This window comes from Acidobacteriota bacterium, assembly GCA_016715115.1.
In the GTDB taxonomy this organism is placed as follows: domain Bacteria; phylum Acidobacteriota; class Blastocatellia; order Pyrinomonadales; family Pyrinomonadaceae; genus JAFDVJ01.
In genome coordinates, this window is record JADKBM010000004.1 from 847,668 (window position 1) to 871,644 (window position 23,977).

The following is a 23,977-nucleotide window of genomic DNA, read 5'->3' on the forward strand; positions in this document are numbered from 1 at the left end:
AAGATCAGTGAGTGATCCGTTCGATGTCGGCGCCGATAGACTGCAGTTTCTTGACGATCGTTTCATAGCCGCGGTCGATGTGATAAACGCGGTCAATGACCGTTTCGCTATCGGCCGCGAGTCCGGCGAGGACGAGTGACGCCGACGCGCGCAGGTCCGACGCCAAAACCGGCGCTCCCGATAGCTGAGTCTTGCCGTGAACCGTCGCCGTATTCCCCGAGATCTCGATTCGCGCGCCCATTCTGATGAGCTCCGACGCGTGCATAAAGCGATTTTCGAAAATCGTTTCCTTGATAACGGAAGTGCCTTCGGCCTGCGTCATCAAGGCCATATACTGTGCCTGCATATCGGTCGGAAAGAGCGGATGCGGCTCAGTGGTAACGCCTTTTGAGGTGAGTCCCGCGGGACCGACCTTGACGTGCAGCGTGCTTTGGTTGAGTTCTTCGATGACGACTCCGGCATCTCGAAGTTTGTCGATCACGGCCGTTAAATGATCCGGACGACAGTTTTTGATCTCGATCTCGCCGCCGCTTATCGCCGCGGCAACAATGAATGTTCCGGCTTCAATTCGGTCCGGAATGATCGTGTGCTCGGCGCCTCCGAGATGTTCGACGCCTTCGATCTCGATCGTCGGCGTTCCCGCGCCTTTGATCCGCGCGCCCATTTTGTTGAGAAGTTCCGCGAGATCGTCGATCTCCGGTTCGCACGCGGCGTTCTTGATAACGGTCTTGCCGCGCGCCAGGCTCGCGGCCATCATTACGTTCTCGGTCCCGGTGACGGTGACCTTTTCAAAATCGACTGCGGCTCCGATCAAGCGTCCGCCTTCGGGCGCACGCGCGACTACGTTTCCGGCCTCGAGCGAGACGATCGCCCCGAGAACTTCAAAAGCCTTCAGGTGGAGATCGATCGGACGCGTGCCGATCGCACAACCGCCCGGCAGGGAAACCTTTGCCTTGCCGAACCGCGCCAGTAAAGGTCCGAGCGCAAGAACGCTGGCACGCATCGTTTTGACGAGTTCGTACGGCGCTTCGAAGGTTTCGATGTTCCGTGCCGTGACCTTATGGGTCCGGAGTTCGGGCGTCAAAGCGGTCGCCCCGAGGTCTTCAAGCAGACGGCGCTGCGTGATCAGGTCCTTAACATAAGGCACGTTATGCAGAATCACTGTCTCCGCCGTCAATAGCGTCGCCGCCAAACAAGGCAGCGCCGAATTCTTCGCGCCGCTGATCTCGATCTTTCCGTGAAGCGGTTTCCCGCCGCGAATCAAAAATTTATCCATAAAAGTGATTTAACGAATTTTTATAGAAGCAAGTAGCAAATCTTATCACTGGATGGCGGAAAAATGGAAAAGAGGCGAGGTGAAAAAAGCAGAAAGGTGGAGTTTGCACGCGAATTCCCGATACCGGAGCTCTGAAAAACCTGCTTGACCGCGGTTTCGACACGGTTTCCAGAAGTCAGCCCAATTCGGAAGAAGGCGGTTTCGGAGTAGTTGAAAGCGGATGATTGATAGTTGATAGTGCCCAATTGAACACAGATCGGATTTCAAATCCTCGATATCCCGTCTATCTGTGTTAATCCGCGAAAGAAGGACGATCCAATTCCTTCGGCCGGGTCTTTCAAAGCTCCCGATAATTGAGTCCCCAGAATCTGCCAAAGATTCATTCTCCACAGCTTTCGCTTCACTCAGCGGTTGAGAAGCCGTTTCGCCGCGAATCGCGGACAACTTTTCACCCTTCCACTTTTCCATTTTTCCGCTTTGCTGAGGCAAAATACTCGTATGATCGACAAAGTAGCAATTATCTCAGGCAGCACCGCAGGAATCGGATTGGCGATCGCCAAATCGCTCGCGAGAGCAGGCGCAAGCGTCGTCATCAACGGACGCACGGCCGAACGCTTGAAGTCAGCCGAGGCCGAGATCGAATCCTTCGGCGGAAAGGTTCTCGGAATTCAGGCCGATGCCCGCGAGGAAATGGAAATAGGCCGCATCGTCAAGGAATCCGTCGAGTACTTCGGCCGTGTCGATATTCTCGTCAACAACGCCGCGACCGTCGGCGTCGGCTATTCGGTCGAGAATATGCCGGTCGAGGTTTGGGACGATGTGATCTACACCAATCTCCGCGCCGTGTTTCTGTTCTGCAAGGCGGCGATCCCGTTCATCAAGGAGAGCAACGGCGGCCGGATCATCAATATCGGCGGACTTTCGGGCAAGAACCCGCTACCGTTCGCCGCGGCCGATTCGAGCGCGAAAGCGGCCATCCTCGCGCTCACGCGGGTGCTCGCGGCCGAGCTCGGATTCTTTAACGTGACGGTCAATACCGTGATACCGGGATTCCAGCCCGACACCGAAACCGGCGCCGCGTTCAACGAAAAGCTCGCCGAAGCGTTTATGATCACACCGGAAGAATCGATCTCGGCAACTCGTTCGCGGACACTCCTCAAGCGTTTCGAAACGCTTGAGGAGATCGCCGAAACGGTTCGATTTCTTTGTTCCGACGCCGGCGGCGCTATCACCGGTCAGAACCTGAACGTCAATTGCGGACTCGCAACGCATTAGTTTTATGAGCAAGAAACACGAGTTTTCAAACGGTGAAGTAACCGTCATCTGGCAGCCTGACATCTGCACGCATTCGGGCAATTGCGTCCGAAGTCTTGGTCAGGTTTTCAAACCTGGCGACCGACCGTGGGTCAAGACCGACGGCGCCTCGACGAATGAAATTGTCGAGGCCGTAGGCAAATGTCCGTCCGGCGCCCTGACGACGCGGATGAACAACCAATGATCACCGCCATCGTCGCCATCGCCAGGAACTTCGCCATCGGCCGGGACGGTAAGTTGCCGTGGCACTATTCGGCTGATCTCAAGTTCTTCAAGCGCACGACGTCGGGACACACCGTCGTGATGGGATTCAATACGTGGAAGTCGATCGGCAAACCGCTGCCGAATCGGCTGAACATCGTCCTCAGTCGAACGCGCACGACCGAACCGCAGCCGGGATTGAAACTCGTTCGCAGCGTTGACGAAGTTATCGCACTGGCAGACGCCGATGATCTTTTCCTGATCGGCGGCGCGCAGGTTTATCGTGAGTTCGCGGACGTTATCGATCGATGGATGGTAACCGAGATCCCGGAAACCGTTGAGAACGCCGACGCATTTATGCCAAAGGACTTTCTCGACGGATTTGCCTTGGTGGATTCTGAAGATCTCGGCGATGGCCTGACGGTTAAGGTTTATGAACGACGCCAAAACGATGTATGATACTCCGCAAAAATCATTGAGGTAAGAAAGTTATGATGGGTGGACGCACGTGGGACGAATGGATCGAGGAATATGCCGAAGGGCATCAGCATCCGATGAACCGTCTGACGCATACGATCGGAATCCCGATGATCGCCATTTCGATCATCCTGATCCCGATCTGTTTCTTCGTCGCCGGAATGTGGCGTTTTTCACTGGGACTTTTCGTGATCGGCTGGGTTCTGCAGTTTATCGGCCACGCTTTCGAAGGGAAACCGCCGGAGTTTTTCAAGGACTACCGATTTCTGTTCGTCGGCCTGCGTTGGTGGTTCAAGAAAGTGCTCGGATGAAGATTGGACTTCCGCCTTCAGGCGGCCTTCGGTGGCATCGGTCTTCCGAATAATGAAGTCGATGCCGCCTGAAGGCGGAACTCCTAACGCGGAACTCCAAACTTAGAACTTCTCGTATTCGAACGGATAGTAGTCGAGGTGATCGACCAATCCGCCAACTTTGTAAATCACGCTCGCGTCGATCTTGAGATTGTATTTCCCTTTGCTCAGTTTGAATTCGTCATACGGAATGAACAGTTCGAGTTCGTCATAAAAGGTCTCGTCGAATCCGGGCTTCAACTCCTTGAAAACGGCAACGTCGCCGGCGGAGCTGGCAAACTTGGTATTCGAGGTCTTGAGCGGCGTACCATCCTCTTTCTGGAAATAGAGCGCAAGGTAAAGATCGCTTCCTTTCAAATCGTAAACCGTGAACGTCGTGAATATGCGCATTCCGGTTCGGCCGCCTTCCTTGACGTTGAAGTCAGCGCGAATTTTCCCGATCGTCGCACGCGGCTCACCGTCGGATTTGGTCGATTTTGAAGCGTCGGGTTTCGGCGTTTCGGATCCGGATTTCTTTGGAGTCGAAACAGTCGATGATGACGTCGGCGTCGGTGAGCTCTTGACGACGGTATCCTCCGACTTCATAAGGTTATAGGCGACAATCCCGGCAACAGCCAGGAAAACGAGAAGGATCAGCGCGAAAATGCCGCCGACGGCGATGTAGATCTTCTTGCTGCTCTTCGGTTTCGCGGGCGGAACCATCGAAAATGTCGGTTGAGACTGCTGTTGAAAGCCCGGAGCGCCGAAGTTCGTCGGGCCGCCAAACGGATTCGTCGGAGGACCGCCCATATCGGGCTGGGAACCGCCGCTGATGTTGAAAACTATCGGGGCATCCGGAAGCGGTTTTCCGCATTCGAGACAAAACCTCATATCATCGGCATTTCCGTGGCCGCAAGCCTGGCAAGTTTTCATAGCAGTCGGGGTTCCTCCTAAAGACGTTTTTCGCCCATAATCATAACTCAAAGCCGATCTTTATGAAAGGATTCGCTTCTTTGCGGCAGTTTGTTCACAATTCGATTTCGATTAAACTGATGTCACGGAAGAAAGCTCGATGAATTCTTACACTCTGGCAATGGATATCGGCACGTCGAGCGTTCGCGCGGCGCTCTATGATGCGAATGCCGACGCCGTACCCGAGACCTTTGTGAAGAACGAACGGCGTTTATCCGAAACGGACGATGGCGGTGCGGAACTCGACGCGACCGAAGCGCTCTCACAGGTCGAAACGGCGATCGATGAAGTATTGGCGAAGTCCGCCGATCGCCGTATCGAATTGGCCGCGGCTTCATCGTTCTGGCACAGCCTTGTTGGAATTGACCGCGATGGCAATCCGACGACGAAAGTCTTTGCCTGGGCGGAGAACCGACCGTCAAAGTATGTCGCCGAGCTTCGCAAGACATTCGTTGAAAGCGCGATCCACAACCGAACCGGCGCTCATTTTCATTCGAGCTTTTGGCCCGCGAAACTGCTCTGGCTGCAGCGCGAACAACCCGAGGCCTTTGCGCGAACCACACACTGGATCTCGTTCAGCGATCTGGTTCTGCTGAGATTCTGCGGCAAATTGCGGACGAGCGTTTCAATGGCGTCGGCGACCGGAATCTTCGACCAGCGCCGTTGTTGCTGGGACGATGAAATAATCAATTTCCTCGGCTTGAACGTCGAAAACTTTTCGACAATCGTCGCATCCGACCTGGAAACCTTCGGACTTTCGGAAGATTACGCCAAACGCTGGCCTCGGCTTGCGAACACGCGATGGTTGCCGGCGATCGGCGACGGCGCGGCAAACAATATCGGCGCCAGCTGCGTGAGCCGTGATAAAGCGGCGTTGATGATCGGAACGTCGGGCGCGATGCGTGTCGCGTACGAGGGTGAAGTGCCGGAAACAATACCGGACGGACTCTGGTGTTACCGGATCGACCGCCGGCGCGTCATCATCGGCGGCGCTCTCTCGGACGGCGGCGGACTTTACCGTTGGCTCAAGGACAACTTACGGCTGAACGGAACAGACGACGACATCGAGTCGGAGATCGCGACTCGCGCGCCGGCGGCACACGGTCTGACGTTCCTGCCGTTTCTTTTCGGCGAGCGCAGCACCGGTTATCACGAAAACGCGCGCGGAGCGGTGATCGGACTACGTGCTGCGACCGATTCGATCGATATCGTTCGCGCTGGGCTCGAATCGGTCGCGTATCGATTCGCTGATATCCTCGATCGGCTGAATCAGGTCGTCGAGATCCGCGAGATCGTTGCCTCGGGCGGCGCGTTGCGCGAATCGCCGGTCTGGACCCAGATCATCGCCGATGTTCTCGGCCGCGATCTTTTTCTGCCGGATACACGCGAAGCGTCGTCTCGCGGCGCGGTATTGTTTGCGTCGGAAATTTTCGGCGTCAACTCATCGAAATCGACGGCACTTCCGCTCGGCTCGCATTATCGCTGCAATATCCGCAATCGTTCGACTTATGAAGAAGCGAGAAATCGCCACCGGAGTCTTTACGAACGCATATCGGCATAAATTTTTCGCGCGATGCGACCTCCCGAAATGACGAATTCCAATTTCGGGATTATCATCTTATTTATCCTATTGATCGTTTCAATTTCGCCGTTTCGCGTTCATCGCAATCCGGACGAAAAATACAAAGCCATCTCGAAGAATTCCTATGACCACTGCGCCGATGACACAACAATCGATCGAACAACTTTCAATCAACACCATTCGCACGCTTTCGCTCGATGCGATCCAGAAGGCGAATTCCGGCCATCCGGGCTTGCCGCTCGGCGCCGCGCCGATGGCTTATGTGCTGTGGACGAAATTCCTCTGGCACAACCCGAAAAATCCGAAGTGGTTCAACCGTGACCGGTTCATTCTTTCCGGCGGACACGGATCGATGCTGATCTACAGCCTGCTGCATTTGACCGGCTACGATTCCGTTTCGCTCGACGATATCAAGAACTTCCGTCAATTCGGTTCCCCGACGCCGGGCCATCCCGAAAACCATCTGACGGCAGGAGTTGAAGTCACGACCGGACCGCTTGGCCAGGGATTCGCAAACGGTGTCGGGATGGCGATCGCGTCGGCGCATCTCGCTGCGACCTACAACCGCGACGAGTTTCCGGTGGTCGACAACTACATTTACGCGATCTGCTCGGACGGTGACCTGATGGAAGGGATCTCGTACGAAGCGGCCTCGGTCGCCGGCCATCTCGGACTCGGAAACCTGATCTATCTTTACGACGACAACGAGATCACGATCGAAGGCTCGACCGATCTCGCGTTTACCGAGGACGTCACCAAACGATTCGAATCCTGCGGCTGGCACGTCGTGGTCGTCGAAGACGGCAACGATCTGGCGGCGATCGAGTCGGCGATCCTCGAAGCTCAGGAAGTCAACGACAAACCCTCGCTGATCCGGGTCAAGACTGTCATCGGATTCGGAATGCCGCGTCAGGGCACGAACAAAGCGCATTCCGATGCGCCGGGCGAGGAAGCCGTCCGCGAGACCAAACGAAATCTCGGTTGGGACGAGAACGCGCAGTTCTACGTCCCCGACGAGGTTTACGAACATTTCCGCGGGGCGATCGCCGCCGGTGCCGAGCTTGAAGCGGAATGGAACGAACGCGTCGCGGCCTACTCGGAAAGATATCCCGATGACGCGCGGTCGTTCGGTTTGATCGCGGCCGGCGAACTTCCGCCAGATTGGGAATCGGCTTTGCCGGCGTTCGGGAATGTTGAGGCCAAGGCGACGCGCGCCTACTCCGGCGAAGTCATCAACGCGATCGCCGACAAGTTGCCGGCGCTGATCGGCGGTTCGGCCGACCTCGCTCCGTCGAACAACACGAGCATCAAGAATTCGACAGGATTGCAGGCCGGAAATTATCAGGGCCGCATAGTTCATTTCGGAATTCGCGAACATGCGATGGGCTCGCTGATGAATGGCATCGCACTCTACGGCGGACTGATTCCGTACGGCGGAACGTTTATGACTTTCTCCGACTATATGCGGCCCGCGATCCGCCTCGCAGCGCTTTCAAACGCGCAGTGCATTTATGTCTTCACGCACGATTCGATCGGCCTTGGCGAAGACGGTCCGACGCACCAGTCGGTCGAACATCTCGCGGCGCTCCGCGCGATCCCGAATCTCGCCGTCATTCGTCCCGCGGACGCGCACGAAACGCGCGAAGCCTGGCGAATCGCGATCAATCGCCGGCACGCGCCGACGGCGTTCGCGTTCTCGCGCCAGAAGGTAGCGGTTATCGATCGCACGAGATTCGCGTCAGCCGAAGCGACGTCAAAGGGAGCATACGTCCTTGCCGAAGCGTCAAACGGATCGCCGAAACTGATCATCATCGCCACCGGTTCAGAAGTCGGCTTGGCTCTCGAAGCGCGCGAACGGCTCGAAGCCGACGGAATCGCGACGCGCGTCGTTTCGATGCCCTGCTGGGAGTTCTTTGACGAGCAATCGGTCGATTATCGCGAATCGGTTCTTCCAAGATCGATCACCGCGCGACTCGCGATCGAAGCCGGTGTTTCGATGGGTTGGTCGAAATATGCCGGAGAGACGCTGACCGTCGACAAATTCGGCGCATCGGCGCCGGCCGAGGTCGTTTTCCGCGAATACGGATTTACGGTCGAGAACGCTGTCGCGATGGCGAAACGGCTGGTTTGATCTTGGTTCTTCAAGGTTCGCGGTTTTCGGCTAAAATCTAACGGCAATGACTGATCGAAAGCGCGTTCTCGTCATCGAAAATCAGAAACTCGTGCGGTTGGGAATCGCATCGGTCTTGAATGACGAGTTTGAGGTCGTCGGCGAAGCCGAAACAGGCGCGCACGGATTCGAGCTTTTCCGCGAACTTCGTCCGGACGTGACGATCCTCGGTCTGCGTCTTACGGATTCCTGCGCGATCGATTTTCTCGACGACTTTTTTCTTGAAGAGCAACGCGCGAGGATCATTATTTTGGCTGATCATGCGGGCGATTCGGAAATCAGCCGGGCGCTGAAAAAGGGCGCGTTGGGCTACATCTGCAAAGACGTTTCGCCGGAAGCTTTGATAAAAGCATTGCACTCGGTCGCGAGCGGAAAAAAGTTCATCCCGACCGAGATCGCGGCGGTTCTGAGCGAGCACGCCGGCAGCGACGAACTGACGAAGGCCGAAACACGGACGCTGCAGATGATCGTCGGCGGTATGAGCAACAAAGAGATCGCGTTCGCGCTCGACGTTTCGGAAAATACGGTCAAAACGCATATCAAGAACATCTTTCAGAAACTCGGCGTTTCCGACCGGACTTCGGCCGCGACGACCGCGATCAAACGCGGGTTGGTTCGTATCGACGTCTAAGAGTCACGCGTAAGAGTTACGCGTTTACGCGTGATCCGACGCGGGAACCTGTGCGCGGAATTTTAGAAAGTCCACGTTGTGTCACGCCTGAAGGCGTAACTCGTACCAATCCTGAAGGCGTAACTCGTACCAATTATGAACAGAAGAGAACTATTGAAGGCGGCTGTCGTGCTGCCGTTTCTGGCGCCGGCGGCTCTCGCCGGAAAATCAAGATCGAAATTGATCAAACCGAAACGGATTGCCGGCGGCGACACAATCGGCGTCGTTGCTCCGTCAAGCGGTCTGAGCAAGGAAGATTTCGACAAAGCCATCGGGAATCTCGAGTCGATGGGATTCAGGACGAAGATCGGCAAATCGGCCCGCGCGCGAAACGGATTTCTCGCCGGAACAGACAAAGAACGGCTCGATGATCTGCACGCCGCCTTTGCAGACAAAGACGTAAAAGCTGTCTGGTGCCTCCGCGGCGGTTACGGTGCCGGGCGGATTCTGCCGCAGATCGATTTCAAGTTGATCGCCGCCAATCCGAAGATCCTGATCGGATACTCCGACATCACTGCGCTTCATCTCGCGATCTCGCAGAACACCGGACTCGTCACGTTTCACGGCCCGGTCGCGACATCAGCGCCGGTCGATTACACCAAAAACAACACGCTCAATGTTTTGATGAATCCGACGGCGACTTACAGGATCGAACTTTCGGAATACAATCGTACGCAGGCTTCCAATCTGTTCAAAACGGAAGTCATCACGGCCGGAAAGGCCCGCGGGCGACTGACCGGCGGCAACCTTTCGCTCGTCAGCGCGCTTGCCGGAACGCCATACGGATTGCGCGACACGAAGGGAAAACTCCTGTTCCTTGAAGACGTCGGCGAGCAACCGTACCGGATCGACCGAATGCTGACACAGCTTCGTCAGTCGATCGATATGAAGCAACTTTCGGGCATCGCGCTCGGCGTTTTCGAAGACTGCAACCCGAAAGCTCCAGACACGCAATCGCTGATCGATGTTTTGCGCGACCGACTCGGCGATCTCGGGATTCCGGTGATCTACGGATTGTCGTTCGGCCATATCCGCGAACAATTCACGCTGCCGATGGGGATCGAAGCCGAGATGGACACCGCGACGGCGACCGTAACGTTCCTGGAACCGGCGGTTAGTTGATTTGCGAATTTCGCTTTGCGATTTGCGATTGGAGCGCAACCGTCCCGGTTGCAATGAGCGCTTCGCGCGAACCGACTCGACGATGTCCGATCAATCGCAAATCGCGAATCGAAATTCGCAAATGAGACTCACCCGAAAGTATGAGATTTCTCTCGCCGTGATTGATGATTACAGCACGGCTTTTTTCTTGTAACCTTGATTTATCGATCAAGGAGGAAGAAATGATCAAAATCAGACGAAGCAAAGAACGCGGTCACGCCAATTACGGCTGGCTCGACACATTTCATACGTTTTCATTCAACACCTATTACGACCCCGAATTTATGGGATTTCGCAGCCTGCGGGTCATCAACGAGGATTACATCGAACCGGCGCAAGGGTTTCCAACGCACGGGCACCGCGATATGGAGATTCTGACATACGTCATCCGCGGCGAGCTTTCGCATAAGGACTCAATGGGCAACGGGACGACGATCTTGCCTGACGAGGTCCAGCGGATGACCGCCGGAACGGGCGTGATGCACAGCGAATTCAGTTCGCCGACCGATCAGACGCATCTTTTGCAGATCTGGATCCTGCCCGAAGCCAAAGATCTTACGCCCGGCTACGAGCAGACCGCATTCCCACGCGACGATAAGCGCGGCAAACTCAAACTCGTCGCCTCGCGCGGCGGTTCCGATGGCTCGGTGACGATCAACCAGGACGTCTCTCTGTATTCATCGGTCTTGGCGAAGGGCGAATCGATTGTTTTTGAACCGGCGCAAGATCGCCACGTTTGGATTCAATTGATCTCCGGGAATCTGTCGGTCAACGGCGAGTATCTCGAGCCCGGCGACGGCGCTGCGATCAGCCAGGAAACGCGTCTCGATATCGCGGCGGCCGCGGATGAGTCGGAGTTTCTGCTTTTTGATCTGAACTAATTGAGAGGATCAAAAGAGATTAATTGAGACTTGAAAGTTGATAATTGACGGCCCTGTCAATTATCAACTTTTCATTTTCAATTATTTCCTTCGAATTTCGCCTGGTTCCATAACGCGTCAAGTTCGGCGAGGTCGGATTCATCAAACGTCCGGCCCGCCGATTTTAGTTCGTCTTCGATAAATTTGAACCGCTTGCGAAACTTCCGGTTCGTCTTTTTCAATGCCGTCTCAGCGTCGATGTCGAGTTTGCGGGCGAGGTTGACGGCCACGAAAAGCAGGTCGCCGATCTCTTCTTCGATATTCTCCCCGCTCGCGATCGCTTCGCGCAGTTCGGCGGTTTCCTCGTCGAGTTTGTCGAATATCTGCTCGACGTTTTCCCAATCGAACTTAACTTTCGCGGCCTTCTTCGTGATCTTCTGACCTTCAAGCAGCGCCGGAAAATGAACCGGAACGTCGTCGAGAATCGATTCAACCGGCTTTTCGATCTTTCCCGACGCGGCGCGTTCATCCCTTTTCAGTTCGTCCCAATTATTGAGAACGTCGTCCGCCGTTTTCAACTCCTTTTCGCCAAAAACGTGCGGATGCCGGAGTATTAGTTTCTGCGTCACGCTTTTGACGACGTCATCCACGGTAAAGTCCCCGCGTTCCGCACCGATCGCCGAATGAAAAACGACCTGCAAGAGAATATCTCCCAGTTCTTCGGTAAGATTGTGCGTCGCGCCGGTCGCGTCGGCTTCCTGAATCGCGTCGAACGTTTCGTAGCATTCCTCGATCAGATACTGTGCGAGGCTCGCGTAAGTTTGCTCGCGATCCCACGGACAACCGCCCGGCGCGCGCAGGCGAGCCATTACACTTACAAGTTCGTCGAATGATTTGGACATCTTTTGTTTAACGGAAAATTGTAAATCGCCATTGATCGAACATCGACGATCTGCGGTTAACAATGAACAAGCAACAATTTTGAATTCTTTTTCCGCGAAATGCTAATATCAAACTGTAAAAAGGTCAGTCACAATGAGCGAAACAGAAGAAGAACAACACGTTGTCAAGGTCAAGGACCGACGCAGATTCAACATCGACGGAAGTATTCGGGAAGGATTTGAGAGAGAGCCTGAACCGATTCGCGAAGAGCCGAAGGCGATCGAACCCGTGGATACCACTTCACCGGAGCCCGAGCAAATCGAATCGGCCGGGATTTCTGAAAGTGAAGAGATCCCCGGCGCGGAGGATCCGGCAAGTTTCGTTAATTTCCTTTCGACGCTCGCGACGAACGCCGCCGCCGCGCTTGGCGCGATGCCGCACCCGGCGACCGGTCAGCGTCAACTCGACCTCGATTCGGGAAAATACTGGCTCGACGTCCTCGGGATGCTCCGCGACAAGACCAAGGGAAATCTTCACCCGCAAGAAGCGCGATTGCTGGACGGACTTCTCGCCGACCTTCGGATGCAATATGTGAAACTCGTCCGCGCGACGGAAGAACGCCTGAAACAGCAAGCCGCGAAGAAATTCTCAGCGAGCGATATTCTTGGGAAGAAATGAGATTAGTTAACTGTTGATGGTTGATTGTTGCCGTAATGCGTGTGGAGACAATTAACGATTAGCAATCAACAATTAACAATGAAGCTTACCTTCCTGGGAACTGGAACCTCAACGGGCGTGCCGACCATCGGGTGCGAATGTGAAACCTGCCTGTCGGAAGATCTGCGCGACAAGCGTCTGCGTGTCTCGATCTTGATCGAGCATTCCGGGCAGCAGATTCTTGTCGATACGTCGATCGATTTTCGTCAGCAGGCTTTGCGCGCCAAGATCAAGCGTCTCGACGCGGTCTTTATCACCCATTGTCACGTCGATCACGTCTTCGGACTCGACGACATCAGGCCTTTCAATTTCCGCCACGGCGCGATGGGCGTTTATGCCAACGAGATCGCGTGGAAAGACCTGAAACGCATTTTCAAGTATATCTTCGAACCGACGCATTTCGGCGGCGGACTGCCGCAACTGATTCCGCACACGGTTGTTCATAATTCAACTTTTTCGTTCGGCAAAGATCTTGAAGTAACGCCGCTGGAGGTAATCCACGGGAAACTTCCGGTAATCGCGTATCGCTTCAACGATTTCGCCTATGCAACAGATCTCAAAACGATCCCGTCGGACTCGTTGGAAGCGCTGCGCGATCTCGACGTACTTGTTCTTGACTGCGTCAGGTTCAAGCCGCACTCGACGCATCTTTGTCTGGAGGAAGCGCTCGCATACATCGAGGACTTGAAACCGAAGCGCGCATTTTTGACGCATTTGAATCACGACGTCCTGCACGCGCGGGATGCGCGGTTGTTGCCTGACAACGTCGAGTTTGCGTACGATGAGTTGGTTATTGAATAGTTCGGAGCAACGCTTTCAGGCGGCCAGGATCGAAGATCATTCAAGTATGAAAGTCTTTCACGGAACCGACAATGCAGGAATTTTGCGCGGGACGGTGCTGACGCTCGGCGTTTTCGACGGACTGCATCTCGGACACCAGCGGATAATGCAGACGGTCGTCGAACGCGCCGTTGCGACGGGAACCGTTCCGACGGTCATCACGTTCGATCCCCATCCGCGCGCCGTGCTTCACCCGAAGAACGCGCCGCCGCTTCTTCAAACGCTCGACCAACGGCTCGCAAATTTCGAATTTCTGGGGGTAAAACAGGCGATCGTCATTCGTTTCGACGAACGTTTTGCGTCAATCGACGCCGAAAATTTCCTCGCCGACGTCGCGCACGAACGGCTGCAGGCGCGCGAGATCTATCTCGGAGCGGGCTTCGCGTTCGGGAAGAACCGGGGCGGCAACATCGGTCTGCTGCGCGAAATGAGCGAGAAACTCGGATTCGTCGCGGATGAGGTCGAAGAGGTTCAACTTCGGGGAACTCGCATATCTTCGTCGAAGATCCGCGAACTCCTTGCCGACGGCCAGGTCAGTATCGCGCGCAGCATGCTCGGCCGGCCGTACGGCGTCGAAGGCCAGATCATCCACGGTCTGAAGCGCGGTCGGACGATCGGATTTCCGACCGCGAACCTCAAACCCGTCAACCGCGTGATCCCGAAATTCGGAGTTTATGCGACGGCGACCTTGATCGACGGGGTTTGGCGGCGGAGCATCACGAACGTCGGCGTCCGGCCGACGTTCGATGACGAGACGATGCCTTCCATCGAAACATTCGTCTTCGATTTCGACGGCGATCTTTACGGCGACGTCCTGCGCGTCCGGTTCCTCCATCGCATCCGCGACGAACGCAGATTCAACGGCATCGACGAACTCAAGGCGCAAATTCAAAAAGACTCCAACCGCGCGCTCGGCTATTTTGGCCGGAAAGGCGTAATGAATCAGTTAGAGCTAACATAGTTGTTTTGGAACGAACGACACTGCAAAAAGAACGCGCTTTTCCAAGCGTAGCTTCGCGTATTGTCGCGGCTCCGCAAAATGCAGGCCGAACTTTTTTGCAAAGCGATTCGTTTTTTGTGATTCTAAGAGAAGTTTTGCAAGGGGTTTAGATGGAAGAAGAAACAGGGTTGGCAACAAGAGAATCAACAATCTTACCGATCGTTGAGAACGGCAAGGGTTCGCATGCGCTCGTTCCGACAAAGGTTTTGCCGATTTCAAAGCTCGTCTCGAACGAGAATCTGATTGCCGAAGAGCGGTTTCTGATCGAAAAGGAAACCGAGGTCGAGCGCAGTTATCAGGGCTGGCGCGGATACCGGCGTCTTTTCCAAGTCTCGAAGACGCTCGGCAAACTTGGGCTCTATCTCTATCTCGATCAATACGAAGTGCATCGCGCACAACATCTGAAGAATGCGGAAGCCCGGCTTGAGACGGCACGGCGCCTGACGCGGATGGCATTTTATGGTGAAAAGCTTCATAATCTGCGGCTCTGGTTCTTCCACTGGTCAATGCTGCTTCTCCGGCGCTTCATCATCGGATCCGAGAAGAGCAAGGAGCTGAATCAGGAAAGACAGGCGGTTTGGCTGAAGGAAGAACTGATCGAACTCGGTCCGACGTTCATCAAGATCGGTCAATCGATGGGAACGCGGCCGGATCTTTTGCCGCTGCCTTTCGTTAAGGCGCTCGGCGAACTGCAGGACTCGGTCCCGCCGTTTCCGAACGAGATCGCGTTCGCGCGGATAGAAAAGGAACTCGAGAAGAAGATCAACGAGGTTTACGAGGAGTTCGACATCGAACCCGTCGCGGCGGCGAGCCTCGGCCAGGTTTATCGCGCGAAACTCTATTCCGGCGAAGAAGTTGCCGTTAAGGTACAACGTCCGAATCTGGCCGGGATCATCCGCGGCGACATCGAGATCTTGCGGACCGTTACCAAATTTGCGGAGCGATTTCCGGCGCTGAACGAAAACGCCGACTGGGCCGGTATGCTCCGCGAATTCGACGAGACCATCCACGAAGAGATGGATTACGCCGCCGAGGGCCGCAATGCAGAACGTTTTCGCGAGAGTTTCAAGGATTGGACAAACGTCCACGTGCCGAAGATCTATTGGACTGCAACAACTGCCAAAGTTCTGACAATGGAGTTCATCCACGGGACGAAGGTCACCGCGCTGGAAGACCTTAAGTCGCGCAACGTGGCGCCAGAGAAGGTCAATCGGTTGTTGATCCGAACCTATTTGAAACAGCTCCTGGAAGACGGGTTTTTCCACGCCGATCCGCATCCTGGCAATTTGCTCGTGATGCCCGACGGGCGGCTTGCGTTTTTCGACTTCGGAATGGTCGGACGAATAACGCCGAAGCTCCAGGCGAAAATGATCGACGCGTTCTTCCACGTCGTCAGTAAAGATCCCGCGGGAATTGCTCAGGATCTGATCGACCTTGACTTTCTGAAGCCCGGGGCCAATCCGGAGATCGTCCGGCCCGTTGTTGAAAAGATGTTCCGGTTCCATTTGAATCTGAAGCTCAAGGACGTCAATTTCAAGGAATTGACCTACGATCTCGCCGACGTGATGTACGATTATCCGTTTCGTCTGCCTTCGAACTTCACATACATAATGCGCGCGCTGATGACGCTTGAAGGCATCGGAATCGTGACGGATCCGGAGTTCAATTTCTTCGAAACGGCGAAGCCGTACGCGAAGGAATTTATGCTCAAACGCGAAGGACGCGATCTGCGGAAAATGATTGTCGACAAACTGCTCGGACGTGACGATGAAGGCGGTAAGATCGACTTTGACCGGACTTGGAAACTCGCCAAGATGGCGTTCAAAACGGTCTTCAACACAGGAAAATAGGTCCAGTGAAAAGTTATCGAAAGGAACTTTGGTTCGACATACCGACGCGTCGGGCGTTTCTCAACATCACGCCCGACGTTCGTCGCTGCCTGCGGGAAAGTGGAATCTCGGAAGGACTCGTTCTCGTCAATGCGATGCATATCACGGCCTCCGTCTTCATTAACGACGATGAACGCGGACTGCATCACGATTACGAGATCTGGCTCGAGAAACTGGCGCCCCACGAACCGGTCCGCGGCTATCGCCACAACGATACCGGCGAGGACAACGCCGACGCGCATATGAAGCGGCAGGTAATGGGACGCGAAGTGGTCGTCGCGGTCACCGAGGGCGACCTCGATTTCGGGCCGTGGGAACAGATCTTTTACGGAGAATTCGACGGCCGCCGCCGCAAGCGCGTGCTGGTCAAGATCATCGGAGAATGAAAGCGAGCGTCAGGAGAATAGGTCGCGATTTTGAGATCGGCGAACTCGGACACGAGTCTTGGGATAGGGCGGACGAAATTTGCGTCGAGACGTATTGGTCAGGCGAAAAAGCGCCCGCGGGACGGCATTTTTCGGCGCGGCTTTTATGGTCGGACACTTCGCTTTACGTCCGGTTCGAAGCGAATCAGGCGGAACCTTTGGTCACCGCTGAGATCCCGAACCTGAGGTCGAAAACGATCGGACTTTGGGACCGCGACGTTTGCGAGATCTTCGTCGCGCCGAACAAGGAGGACGCGAGCCGTTATTTTGAATTCGAGGTCGCGCCGAACGGCGAGTGGATCGATCTCGCGGTTCATCAACTTACGGACCGCCGCGAAACCGATTGGGAGTTCTTCTCAGGAATGGCTTCCGCCGGGAGAATTGACTCGAACCGCGTTCTTATGGCGCTCAAGATTCCCTGGACGGCTTTCGAAAGAATGCCAAAAGCCGGTGACGTTTGGCGCGGAAATCTTTTTCGATGCGTTGGAACGGTTCCGGGACGAGGCTACCTTGCTTGGTCGCCGACGCTCACGACGACCCCGAATTTTCATATTCCTGAGAAATTCGGTGAGTTTCAATTCGAGGACTAGCGGTCGCAAGAAACCAGGATGTTCTCGTTCGAGATGAATACCGGCGCGCTAATATGGGCGCCGCGGCGAGTCTTTCGTTCCATCTTTCGGCGGTACATTTCCTCATCAGCTGCCTTTACCGCCGATTCAAGTTCCGACATATCAACGAAGGCTTTGAATCCGTACGAAATACGAACGGTCAGCGGTCGGTCGACGCCGTCGAGCGTGATGTCGGTCAACATCCTGTCGATGCGACTGATTCTCGAGAGAGCGTCGCTTTCGGTGATCCCAAGCATCACGACGAAGAATTCGTCGCCGCCCCAGCGGTAAATCAGGTCTTCGGCGCGAATGATGTCGCGCAGGACGCGCACCACGTTGCGAATCACTGTATCGCCGATGGTGTGCCCGAGTTGATCATTGATCGGCTTCAGATCGTCGATATCAAAGAAACCCACACAGCCGGAAACCCTATCGGCATTGCGGGTCTCGAGGAAACCATAAAACGCGTGGCGGTTAAATGCCGTGGTCAACGGATCGATATGCGCAGTTTGCTTCAGCTTTTCGTGCGCTTCTTCAAGTTGAACGTTGACCGTCTTGATTTCTTTCAGGACTTGTTCGAGAAGCACGATCACCATTCCGAAGCCTAACAGAATCTCAAGCACGAGGTCGATTATCGGTTCGAACGCAAGGTAGTTTTCTTCGGGCAGAATTCCGGGGTACATCATCAGCAGGCTAAAGACAGCCGCGTAATGAAAAAAGTCGATTGCAAGCAGCGCCAGCGCGACGCTCATCACACGCCAACCGAAAGTCCTGATCAGCGATGTCCGCAAAACGAAATATGCGCACGCGAAAAAGACCCCGAGGACGAATGCGTGAATGTTGAAGACGTAATTGAAGTCGATGATCCCGACCGACAAGACCATTGCGAGCATCGCGAAGGGAATCAATAACAAAAGCGATCGACGCTCGAACTCGTATTCACCGGTCAGACTGCGACAACCCAGTATCAGCATCAATCCGAAAACGTACTCGAAAAAGAAATACACTGAGAAAAGCAGCTTCGAAGGAAAAATGAATGCGAGGCTCAGGCTAAACAACGCGACCGAAAGGCTGGACCAAGCAACGAGCCACAGTGTCGAAGCGGTAGTCTTCAGAGACCTCCGCAAAAACAGCGAAAGCGCGGTGATCAGAAAGATTCCGGTGAATTGAATTACTAAGCCGATCTTTGATTCCATAACTACGGAGAGTGGAGACCTGACGAGGAATATGGCGATCCGTCAAATCCATTTTCTCACATCGTTCGATTGTGAGTCTATGAATTATTTCAGCAGGTTTTTGAGCTCGTCGGCAGTCGGCAATGCAGTTCTGGCACCGACGGCGCGGCATTTGAGGGCAGCCACGGCATTGGCCATCCGCGCCGATTCTTCAATGGTTTGGTCGCGAAGCAACCCATAAAGAAGGCCGACGCGAAATGAGTCACCGGCACCCGTTGTATCCTTGCAGCCGCCGGGAACGGCAAAGCCGTCGGTTCGAATGAAATGACCGTCGCAGAACAAGAGAGAACCCGATTCGCCAAGAGTCATACCGGTGACTTGGCAACCGAATCTGTTGTTAAACTCCCGCAGCGCCGTTTCACGATCAGTGATTCCGAGGAATCGTTCCGGAAACTCTGCCGAAGTGATCAAAACGTCAACGAGCGGCAACACATCTTCGATGCCGTCGAAAACGTTGTCGATATCAATCGAAACGACGGCACCGGAACTCTTGGCCTGACGCGCCATCGCGTGGCACGCGTGCGCATCGTGGGGAGTGAAATGAAGAATGCGGCAGTCAGCCGCCGCCTCAAGCGGCGCTTCTTGAGCCGAATACGCGAGTGCGCCGTCACGTTTCCAGATCACCGTTCGTTCGCCGTTGCGCACATCGATGACGATGAATGCGATTTGCGTGCGCGCTCCATCGATTTGTTCGGCATACGTAAGATCCACGCCTTCGGACCGAAGCGAGTCCATTCCGAACACGCCTTCCGGATCCGTCCCGAATCTTCCGGCGTATGCGGTCTTCGCACCGAGTCGCTGCAGGCCGGCCATCGTCGTCGCGATTTCACCGCCGGCCGCTTGTATGTAATCTTCAAGTTCGACTTTTGAGTTGAAAATCGGATACTCCGGAACACGAATCAGAAAATCGACGGCGTTGGTTCCGAATCCGACAACGTCAAAATTTCGCGAATCATTGAGTTTGAAAGGAAAGCGCATTTTTTGTCGGACGGAGTTGAATTCTGAACGGATCAAGGAATAATATCTAATAATTATCGCCTGAAAACAAATTGGGAACCGCTTAAATTCTGACTCAAGAATCTTGCCAAATGGTCCGCATTCGGATTAGATTGGAATGCGCGGAATGTTTTTTCAGACGCTGCCCTCAAGACTTTCGCAAATTCGATTAGTGGAGATTTTCTAACGATGCCGACTGCAATTTGCCCTGAATGTGATGAAGAAGTTTACGTCGATGCCGACTCCGAGCAAGGCGACGTTGTCAGTTGCGACGAATGCGGGGCCGACCTCGAGGTCGTCGGACTCGATCCGGTCGAACTTGATCTTCACGAAACAGCGAAAACCGACGATTACGATGATTACGAGAGCGGCTCGTACGAATATGACGAAGATCGCTATTGACGAATCGCGTCCGACTTGCGGTCCTTGGCGATTCGTTGGAAGCGCGTCCGATTCTGTTTGATCTGAAATCCGTTCACTGCCTCAACTCGTATCTCGTGAGCCTCTCGACCTTTCGTTTCAGACTCCGGATAAAACGCCAGAACGTACGATGAGGTCACCTCGACGGCCAGGCTTTCAAATAGCTTGTCGAAATTATCGTCGTTTACATAGAACGATCTCCCTCCGGTCTTTTCGATCAATCCGCTTGTTTCAATAAGCGTCGGCAGTGGTTTCTTGTTGCCCTGCAATCGCGAATACGACGGCACGATGACCGAATAGACCGTGGTTTCGGCTTCATTCGCGCGCTCGATCACGGTCGAAGGCGAGACTGTATCGCCGACCGGGAAGCCATCGGTCACAAGAATCACCGCACGCTTCGGAAATCTGTTCTTCATCATCTTCGGAGATCTTTTGGCGAGAAGCCTCACGGCGGCGTCCGTTGCATCGTAGGCGTGGGTCGAAAGGCCGTCATCGGAACGGATCAGCTTCTCGTACGCGCGTTCGAGCTTCTCCGGTTTGTTCGTAAATTCTTGAATCGTTTCAACATCCATTCCGAACTTTATGAGCGCGAAATATGAATCGCGATCAGCGAGGCGCTTGACGAACCGGCGCAAGGCATCGCGCAGCAGCAAAAGTTCGGCGGGCGTCATACTGCCGGATACGTCGAGCGCGAAGACCACGGCGAGCGGACGGTTGAAGTTCTCGCGGCGAACCGGTTCAAAAAATGAGATATCCCTTCGTTCACCGTCTTCGAAGAGTCTGAAATCGCTTGCGCCAAGTCCTCGGACCGGTTTGCCGTCGCGATCGCTGACGGTTATTTCGACGGCGGTAAGTTCCGTTGCGACACGGATGGTCTCATCCGGCGGCTGAGCGCGAGCAGGTATCGTTGCGAGAATGACCATCAACGCGAAAAAACAAGAAGCCGCCAAAACCAACCGCGGACCTTTATTTGTTGACTTCCCGGTCTCAAAAAACATATTGCCTAAGGAACAGTATTTATTCTAAAATTAAGACTTAGGGAATTCCCAGTTCCCTTGATTCAGAATCGGGCGGTTGTCCCGAGAACAGTTTATCGTAAATTGCCCCGAGTTTTGTCAATTATTCAGAACGGTTGTTCCGACTCATCAATTTCACCCTGTGAATTACACGTCAAGATTTGATTGAACGCAAATTTTGCGTGCGAACAGCTGATTTGAGGTCAACGGAAAATGAACTTTTAGAAATCGATCGTGACAGATAAAGATCTAAAGTCCCAAAGGCAAAATTCGGAAATGCAGATACGCGGCGGATTAAGAACGATGGAGAAGCCAACCGAAAGCAAAGTCGAAGCAAATTTGCCAACCAAGTCTCTTTGGGGGTTAATGCTTCTCGCGTCTCTTGCAGCGTGCGGTTTCGCGCTTTACGGTTTGTTCAACTTTCCGACCCAGCAACTCGCAGTTCTTGGCGTTGCCCTGGCGATCACTGCGCTGACAAGCCAGTTTCGATTGACCGTACCGGGCACTTCAATTCAGATTTCGACCAAAGAACTGGCCGTCTTTCTCGGGACGATCTGGCTTGGTGTTCCCGGCGCCGTGCTCTTGTCCGTCTCGACTTCGTTAGCCCATATCGGTTTTTCCAGTAAGTCGCGATTTGACCGATCGTTCAGCGTCTTCAACGACGTTACGGCCGGCTTCCTTTCCGCAATTGCATTCTATTTCACACTCAGCAACTTTGCCGGTTTTATCCCAAATTATGTCGCGGATCAACCGCTCGAACCGCTCTGGCTCGGCGCCGGATTGGGAGTTTCCGCGACAGTTCACTATCTCGCAACCAGGACTCTCAACAGTCTGTTCGCGTTTTTGAAACTAAAAGAAGTCGTTTACGAATCATTGCGTACGCAGTTCCTTCGAACGATCGTACCGTATCTGATCAACCTCGCGAACGTCCTTTTGTTTCATTTCTTGTTCACATTCTTCGGACTCGCGTTCGGTTGGGTCGTCCTCGCCGTCGCGGCTCTTACACATCTTGCCAATCGCATTCACAATGATCGGCTTGAGCAGAAGGTGAAGGAAATTCGCGAAGCGAGCCGCATCCACCTCGCAACGGTCGAAGCGCTCGCAACGGCGATCGATGCGCGTGATCAGGTCGGCCGAGGACACGTCCGGCGGACTCAGATATATGCCGTCGGCATCGGCGAAATGCTCGGATTGCCTGAGGACGAGATTCGGGCGCTCAGAACCGGCGCGCTTCTCCACGATATTGGTAAACTGGCGGTTCCCGATCACATCCTGAACAAGCCGGGCCGACTGACTCCGGCCGAAATGGAAAAGATCAAGATTCACGCGGCGGTCGGCGCTTCGATCCTCGAATCCATCGGATTCAGCGATCCCGTCATTCCAACGATCAAATACCACCACGAGAGTTGGGACGGAACGGGATATCCTGAAGGTCTGAAGGCAAAGAAGATTCCGCTGACGGCCCGGATCCTGTCGGTCGCCGACGCCTATGACACGCTTCGCGGCGCCCGTCCGTACAGAGCCGCAGTTTCACGCGAAGAGGCGCGCAGATTCCTGGTCAACGGCGCCGGTTCGCAGTTCGATCCGACGATCGTCGATATTTTTTGCCGAAATCTCAGCCAGTTTGAAGGTAAGATCGAGAACGAGAATCTGGCCTACGAATTTGACTCTGCATCTGAAGAAGCGTCCTTCAAGACCGCGGCGGAAAACCAGAGTTACATCGAGCAGATCAAGCGCGCAAACCGCGAGGTTTTCACGCTTTACGAACTCGCGCGGACGTTCAGTTCGTCGCTTTCGATCGAGAACATATATGCGTTGTTCGCGGCCAAGATCCGCGAACTCGTCCCGTTCGACACGTGCGTTATCTACCAGCACAACGAATTGACGGACGAAGCGCAGGCGGTTTACACCGAGGGCCTCAATGACGCCGAGCTCAAGCATATTTATGTACGATCAGGCGAAGGCGGAACGGGTTTCGCGCTCAAGAAACGTCAGGCTGTGTCTTCCAAAGTTCCGAGTCTCGACTTTTCCTTCAGTCAAGTGAGCCTCAGTTACGAGTATTCGGCGATGGCGTCGCTCCCTCTGATCGCGAAAGAAAAACTGCTCGGCGCCATTTCGATCTATTCGTGCGGCATCGCGGAGTATGAAGACGAGCATCTTCGTTTGCTCGAGACAGTTTCGAGAATTGCCTCGGATGCGATCTTCAAGTCAATCAATCACGCGGAAACCGAATCGCGCGCGTTGACCGATCCGATGACCGGATTGCCGAACGCCCGCAGTTTGCAGATTCAATTTGAAAAGGAGTCGGCACGGTCCGACCGAAATGACGGCAAGTTTCAGGTGCTGATGCTTGATCTGGACGGATTCAAGGACGTTAATGACACCTTCGGCCACAAGATCGGCGACAAGCTGCTCAAAGAAGTCTCGAAAGTAATGCGCGGCCAGATGCGCGACTACGACTTTCTCGCCCGTTATGCGGGTGACGAGTTTGTCGGAATCATTCCGGAAACCGACAACCGCTCGATTCAGGAATTGTGTCAACGGATCGAAAAAGCCGTCGCGAACTTTCTCTTGCCGATCGGCGACGGGCGATTTGCAAAGGTGGGCATAAGTGTCGGCGCCGCATCCTATCCGGCGTCCGGAAAGATGCTCGATCAGCTACTGATCGCAGCCGACAAGGCAATGTATGAGGTCAAGACCCGCCGCAAACGCCTGAAACTTGAGGCCGGCAAAGCAAAGCTCCCGGAAATAGATGCCGCACCGGCGTCGAAGCCACAGCCGCCGGCGATCGCAGTCAAACCGGTTGTTGAAACAGTGGAACTGCAACCCCATGATCTCGTTGTCGAGAGTCAGGACGAGAACTTCCTTGTCGAGCTCGACGAAAGCCACATCATTTCTTCGGCGATAAACTAACGGAAAAAGGGAGCAGGTAAAGAG

Annotated in this window: 24 protein-coding genes; 17 read left to right on the top strand and 7 right to left on the bottom strand. The window is 54.5% G+C overall.

The window, feature by feature from the left end:
* Positions 1-4: 4 nt before the first annotated feature.
* On the bottom strand, positions 5-1,276 hold the full coding sequence (gene murA / locus IPN69_05920) for a UDP-N-acetylglucosamine 1-carboxyvinyltransferase (GenBank protein ID MBK8810256.1): 1,272 nt from the start codon (positions 1,274-1,276) through the stop codon (positions 5-7).
* A 45-nt stretch (positions 1,277-1,321) separates the two neighbouring features.
* Positions 1,322-1,744, bottom strand: coding sequence for a hypothetical protein (locus IPN69_05925; GenBank protein ID MBK8810257.1), 423 nt, complete (start codon positions 1,742-1,744; stop codon positions 1,322-1,324).
* Positions 1,745-1,774: 30 nt separating this feature from the next.
* Here IPN69_05925 and IPN69_05930 point away from each other — a divergent pair, with 30 nt between their 5' ends.
* Genes IPN69_05930 through IPN69_05945 form a run of 4 tightly spaced genes read left to right on the top strand, consistent with a single transcriptional unit; the run spans position 1,775 to position 3,579 of the window.
* Positions 1,775-2,551, top strand: a complete 777-nt coding sequence (locus IPN69_05930; GenBank protein MBK8810258.1) for an SDR family oxidoreductase — start codon at positions 1,775-1,777, stop codon at positions 2,549-2,551.
* A gap of 4 nt (positions 2,552-2,555) precedes the next feature.
* Positions 2,556-2,774 (top strand): (4Fe-4S)-binding protein, encoded by a 219-nt coding sequence (locus IPN69_05935; protein MBK8810259.1) that lies wholly within the window; start codon positions 2,556-2,558, stop codon positions 2,772-2,774.
* Positions 2,771-3,250 carry a dihydrofolate reductase gene (locus IPN69_05940; GenBank protein MBK8810260.1) on the top strand — a complete coding sequence of 160 codons (480 nt, stop codon included), beginning with the start codon at positions 2,771-2,773 and terminating at the stop codon, positions 3,248-3,250. Before IPN69_05935 ends, IPN69_05940 begins: the two co-directional genes overlap by 4 nt.
* Before the next feature lie 32 nt (positions 3,251-3,282).
* The gene (locus IPN69_05945) at positions 3,283-3,579 is read left to right on the top strand and encodes a DUF962 domain-containing protein (GenBank protein MBK8810261.1); all 297 of its coding nucleotides are present in this window, start codon (positions 3,283-3,285) and stop codon (positions 3,577-3,579) included.
* 102 nt (positions 3,580-3,681) lie between these two features.
* Here IPN69_05945 and IPN69_05950 read toward each other — a convergent pair whose 3' ends face one another.
* Positions 3,682-4,530: a zinc ribbon domain-containing protein gene (locus IPN69_05950; protein ID MBK8810262.1), complete on the bottom strand. Its 849-nt coding sequence runs from the start codon at positions 4,528-4,530 to the stop codon at positions 3,682-3,684.
* 139 nt (positions 4,531-4,669) lie between these two features.
* Here IPN69_05950 and IPN69_05955 point away from each other — a divergent pair, with 139 nt between their 5' ends.
* The 5 genes from IPN69_05955 (at position 4,670) to IPN69_05975 (ending at position 11,033) form a co-directional block, all read left to right on the top strand.
* Positions 4,670-6,130: a gluconokinase gene (locus IPN69_05955; protein MBK8810263.1), complete on the top strand. Its 1,461-nt coding sequence runs from the start codon at positions 4,670-4,672 to the stop codon at positions 6,128-6,130.
* A 160-nt stretch (positions 6,131-6,290) separates the two neighbouring features.
* A complete protein-coding gene (gene tkt / locus IPN69_05960; protein MBK8810264.1) occupies positions 6,291-8,282 on the top strand; it encodes a transketolase in 1,992 nt (663 codons plus the stop codon).
* Between the two features lie 46 nt (positions 8,283-8,328).
* Positions 8,329-8,952 (top strand): response regulator transcription factor, encoded by a 624-nt coding sequence (locus tag IPN69_05965; protein ID MBK8810265.1) that lies wholly within the window; start codon positions 8,329-8,331, stop codon positions 8,950-8,952.
* Between the two features lie 135 nt (positions 8,953-9,087).
* On the top strand, positions 9,088-10,113 hold the full coding sequence (locus IPN69_05970) for an LD-carboxypeptidase (protein ID MBK8810266.1): 1,026 nt from the start codon (positions 9,088-9,090) through the stop codon (positions 10,111-10,113).
* A gap of 221 nt (positions 10,114-10,334) precedes the next feature.
* Positions 10,335-11,033, top strand: a complete 699-nt coding sequence (locus tag IPN69_05975; protein MBK8810267.1) for a pirin family protein — start codon at positions 10,335-10,337, stop codon at positions 11,031-11,033.
* 77 nt (positions 11,034-11,110) lie between these two features.
* Here the strand turns inward: IPN69_05975 and mazG are convergent, their stop codons facing one another.
* Positions 11,111-11,914: a nucleoside triphosphate pyrophosphohydrolase gene (gene mazG, locus IPN69_05980; protein ID MBK8810268.1), complete on the bottom strand. Its 804-nt coding sequence runs from the start codon at positions 11,912-11,914 to the stop codon at positions 11,111-11,113.
* A gap of 133 nt (positions 11,915-12,047) precedes the next feature.
* On the opposite strand from mazG, the gene IPN69_05985 reads away from it, so the two are divergent.
* The 6 genes from IPN69_05985 (at position 12,048) to IPN69_06010 (ending at position 17,355) form a co-directional block, all read left to right on the top strand.
* Positions 12,048-12,572 carry a DUF1844 domain-containing protein gene (locus IPN69_05985; protein ID MBK8810269.1) on the top strand — a complete coding sequence of 175 codons (525 nt, stop codon included), beginning with the start codon at positions 12,048-12,050 and terminating at the stop codon, positions 12,570-12,572.
* A gap of 78 nt (positions 12,573-12,650) precedes the next feature.
* Entirely contained in the window at positions 12,651-13,412 is a 762-nt protein-coding gene (locus IPN69_05990; protein ID MBK8810270.1) for an MBL fold metallo-hydrolase, read from the top strand.
* Positions 13,413-13,458: 46 nt separating this feature from the next.
* Positions 13,459-14,412, top strand: a complete 954-nt coding sequence (locus IPN69_05995; GenBank protein ID MBK8810271.1) for a bifunctional riboflavin kinase/FAD synthetase — start codon at positions 13,459-13,461, stop codon at positions 14,410-14,412.
* A gap of 149 nt (positions 14,413-14,561) precedes the next feature.
* Positions 14,562-16,301, top strand: a complete 1,740-nt coding sequence (locus IPN69_06000) for an AarF/ABC1/UbiB kinase family protein (protein ID MBK8810272.1) — start codon at positions 14,562-14,564, stop codon at positions 16,299-16,301.
* A gap of 5 nt (positions 16,302-16,306) precedes the next feature.
* A complete protein-coding gene (locus IPN69_06005; protein MBK8810273.1) occupies positions 16,307-16,726 on the top strand; it encodes a YjbQ family protein in 420 nt (139 codons plus the stop codon).
* The gene (locus IPN69_06010; GenBank protein ID MBK8810274.1) at positions 16,723-17,355 is read left to right on the top strand and encodes a carbohydrate-binding family 9-like protein; all 633 of its coding nucleotides are present in this window, start codon (positions 16,723-16,725) and stop codon (positions 17,353-17,355) included. The genes IPN69_06005 and IPN69_06010 overlap by 4 nt, the downstream gene beginning before the upstream one ends.
* Here the strand turns inward: IPN69_06010 and IPN69_06015 are convergent.
* Both IPN69_06015 and IPN69_06020 read right to left on the bottom strand, forming a co-directional pair.
* Complete coding sequence (locus IPN69_06015; protein ID MBK8810275.1) at positions 17,352-18,569, bottom strand: GGDEF domain-containing protein; 1,218 nt, start codon at positions 18,567-18,569, stop codon at positions 17,352-17,354. The two genes, IPN69_06010 and IPN69_06015, sit on opposite strands and share 4 nt — an antisense overlap.
* A gap of 84 nt (positions 18,570-18,653) precedes the next feature.
* Positions 18,654-19,586, bottom strand: coding sequence for a carbohydrate kinase family protein (locus IPN69_06020; protein ID MBK8810276.1), 933 nt, complete (start codon positions 19,584-19,586; stop codon positions 18,654-18,656).
* Positions 19,587-19,793: 207 nt separating this feature from the next.
* Here IPN69_06020 and IPN69_06025 point away from each other — a divergent pair, with 207 nt between their 5' ends.
* A complete protein-coding gene (locus tag IPN69_06025; GenBank protein ID MBK8810277.1) occupies positions 19,794-20,006 on the top strand; it encodes a hypothetical protein in 213 nt (70 codons plus the stop codon).
* Here the strand turns inward: IPN69_06025 and IPN69_06030 are convergent.
* Complete coding sequence (locus IPN69_06030) at positions 20,000-20,947, bottom strand: VWA domain-containing protein (protein ID MBK8810278.1); 948 nt, start codon at positions 20,945-20,947, stop codon at positions 20,000-20,002. The two genes, IPN69_06025 and IPN69_06030, sit on opposite strands and share 7 nt — an antisense overlap.
* 396 nt (positions 20,948-21,343) lie before the next feature.
* Between IPN69_06030 and IPN69_06035 the strand changes: the two genes are divergently transcribed.
* Positions 21,344-23,953, top strand: coding sequence for a diguanylate cyclase (locus IPN69_06035; GenBank protein ID MBK8810279.1), 2,610 nt, complete (start codon positions 21,344-21,346; stop codon positions 23,951-23,953).
* Positions 23,954-23,977 lie beyond the last annotated feature (24 nt).

What these genes read in the sequence shown, in the direction of transcription:
- IPN69_05995 (MBK8810271.1), top strand. Translation starts at nt 13,459, where the DNA reads ATGAAAGTCTTTCACGGAACCGACAATGCAGGAATTTTGCGCGGGACG.
- IPN69_06000 (MBK8810272.1), top strand. Translation starts at nt 14,562, where the DNA reads ATGGAAGAAGAAACAGGGTTGGCAACAAGAGAATCAACAATCTTACCG.
- IPN69_06030 (MBK8810278.1), bottom strand. Translation starts at nt 20,947, where the DNA reads ATGGTCATTCTCGCAACGATACCTGCTCGCGCTCAGCCGCCGGATGAG.
- IPN69_05970 (MBK8810266.1), top strand. Translation starts at nt 9,088, where the DNA reads ATGAACAGAAGAGAACTATTGAAGGCGGCTGTCGTGCTGCCGTTTCTG.
- mazG (MBK8810268.1), bottom strand. Translation starts at nt 11,914, where the DNA reads ATGTCCAAATCATTCGACGAACTTGTAAGTGTAATGGCTCGCCTGCGC.
- IPN69_05940 (MBK8810260.1), top strand. Translation starts at nt 2,771, where the DNA reads ATGATCACCGCCATCGTCGCCATCGCCAGGAACTTCGCCATCGGCCGG.
- IPN69_05990 (MBK8810270.1), top strand. Translation starts at nt 12,651, where the DNA reads ATGAAGCTTACCTTCCTGGGAACTGGAACCTCAACGGGCGTGCCGACC.
- IPN69_05950 (MBK8810262.1), bottom strand. Translation starts at nt 4,530, where the DNA reads ATGAAAACTTGCCAGGCTTGCGGCCACGGAAATGCCGATGATATGAGG.
- IPN69_05930 (MBK8810258.1), top strand. Translation starts at nt 1,775, where the DNA reads ATGATCGACAAAGTAGCAATTATCTCAGGCAGCACCGCAGGAATCGGA.
- murA (MBK8810256.1), bottom strand. Translation starts at nt 1,276, where the DNA reads ATGGATAAATTTTTGATTCGCGGCGGGAAACCGCTTCACGGAAAGATC.
- tkt (MBK8810264.1), top strand. Translation starts at nt 6,291, where the DNA reads ATGACACAACAATCGATCGAACAACTTTCAATCAACACCATTCGCACG.
- IPN69_06010 (MBK8810274.1), top strand. Translation starts at nt 16,723, where the DNA reads ATGAAAGCGAGCGTCAGGAGAATAGGTCGCGATTTTGAGATCGGCGAA.
- IPN69_06035 (MBK8810279.1), top strand. Translation starts at nt 21,344, where the DNA reads ATGGAGAAGCCAACCGAAAGCAAAGTCGAAGCAAATTTGCCAACCAAG.
- IPN69_05955 (MBK8810263.1), top strand. Translation starts at nt 4,670, where the DNA reads ATGAATTCTTACACTCTGGCAATGGATATCGGCACGTCGAGCGTTCGC.
- IPN69_06015 (MBK8810275.1), bottom strand. Translation starts at nt 18,569, where the DNA reads ATGGAATCAAAGATCGGCTTAGTAATTCAATTCACCGGAATCTTTCTG.
- IPN69_05945 (MBK8810261.1), top strand. Translation starts at nt 3,283, where the DNA reads ATGATGGGTGGACGCACGTGGGACGAATGGATCGAGGAATATGCCGAA.
- IPN69_06020 (MBK8810276.1), bottom strand. Translation starts at nt 19,586, where the DNA reads ATGCGCTTTCCTTTCAAACTCAATGATTCGCGAAATTTTGACGTTGTC.
- IPN69_05935 (MBK8810259.1), top strand. Translation starts at nt 2,556, where the DNA reads ATGAGCAAGAAACACGAGTTTTCAAACGGTGAAGTAACCGTCATCTGG.
- IPN69_05985 (MBK8810269.1), top strand. Translation starts at nt 12,048, where the DNA reads ATGAGCGAAACAGAAGAAGAACAACACGTTGTCAAGGTCAAGGACCGA.
- IPN69_06025 (MBK8810277.1), top strand. Translation starts at nt 19,794, where the DNA reads ATGCCGACTGCAATTTGCCCTGAATGTGATGAAGAAGTTTACGTCGAT.
- IPN69_05975 (MBK8810267.1), top strand. Translation starts at nt 10,335, where the DNA reads ATGATCAAAATCAGACGAAGCAAAGAACGCGGTCACGCCAATTACGGC.
- IPN69_05925 (MBK8810257.1), bottom strand. Translation starts at nt 1,744, where the DNA reads ATGGAAAAGTGGAAGGGTGAAAAGTTGTCCGCGATTCGCGGCGAAACG.
- IPN69_05965 (MBK8810265.1), top strand. Translation starts at nt 8,329, where the DNA reads ATGACTGATCGAAAGCGCGTTCTCGTCATCGAAAATCAGAAACTCGTG.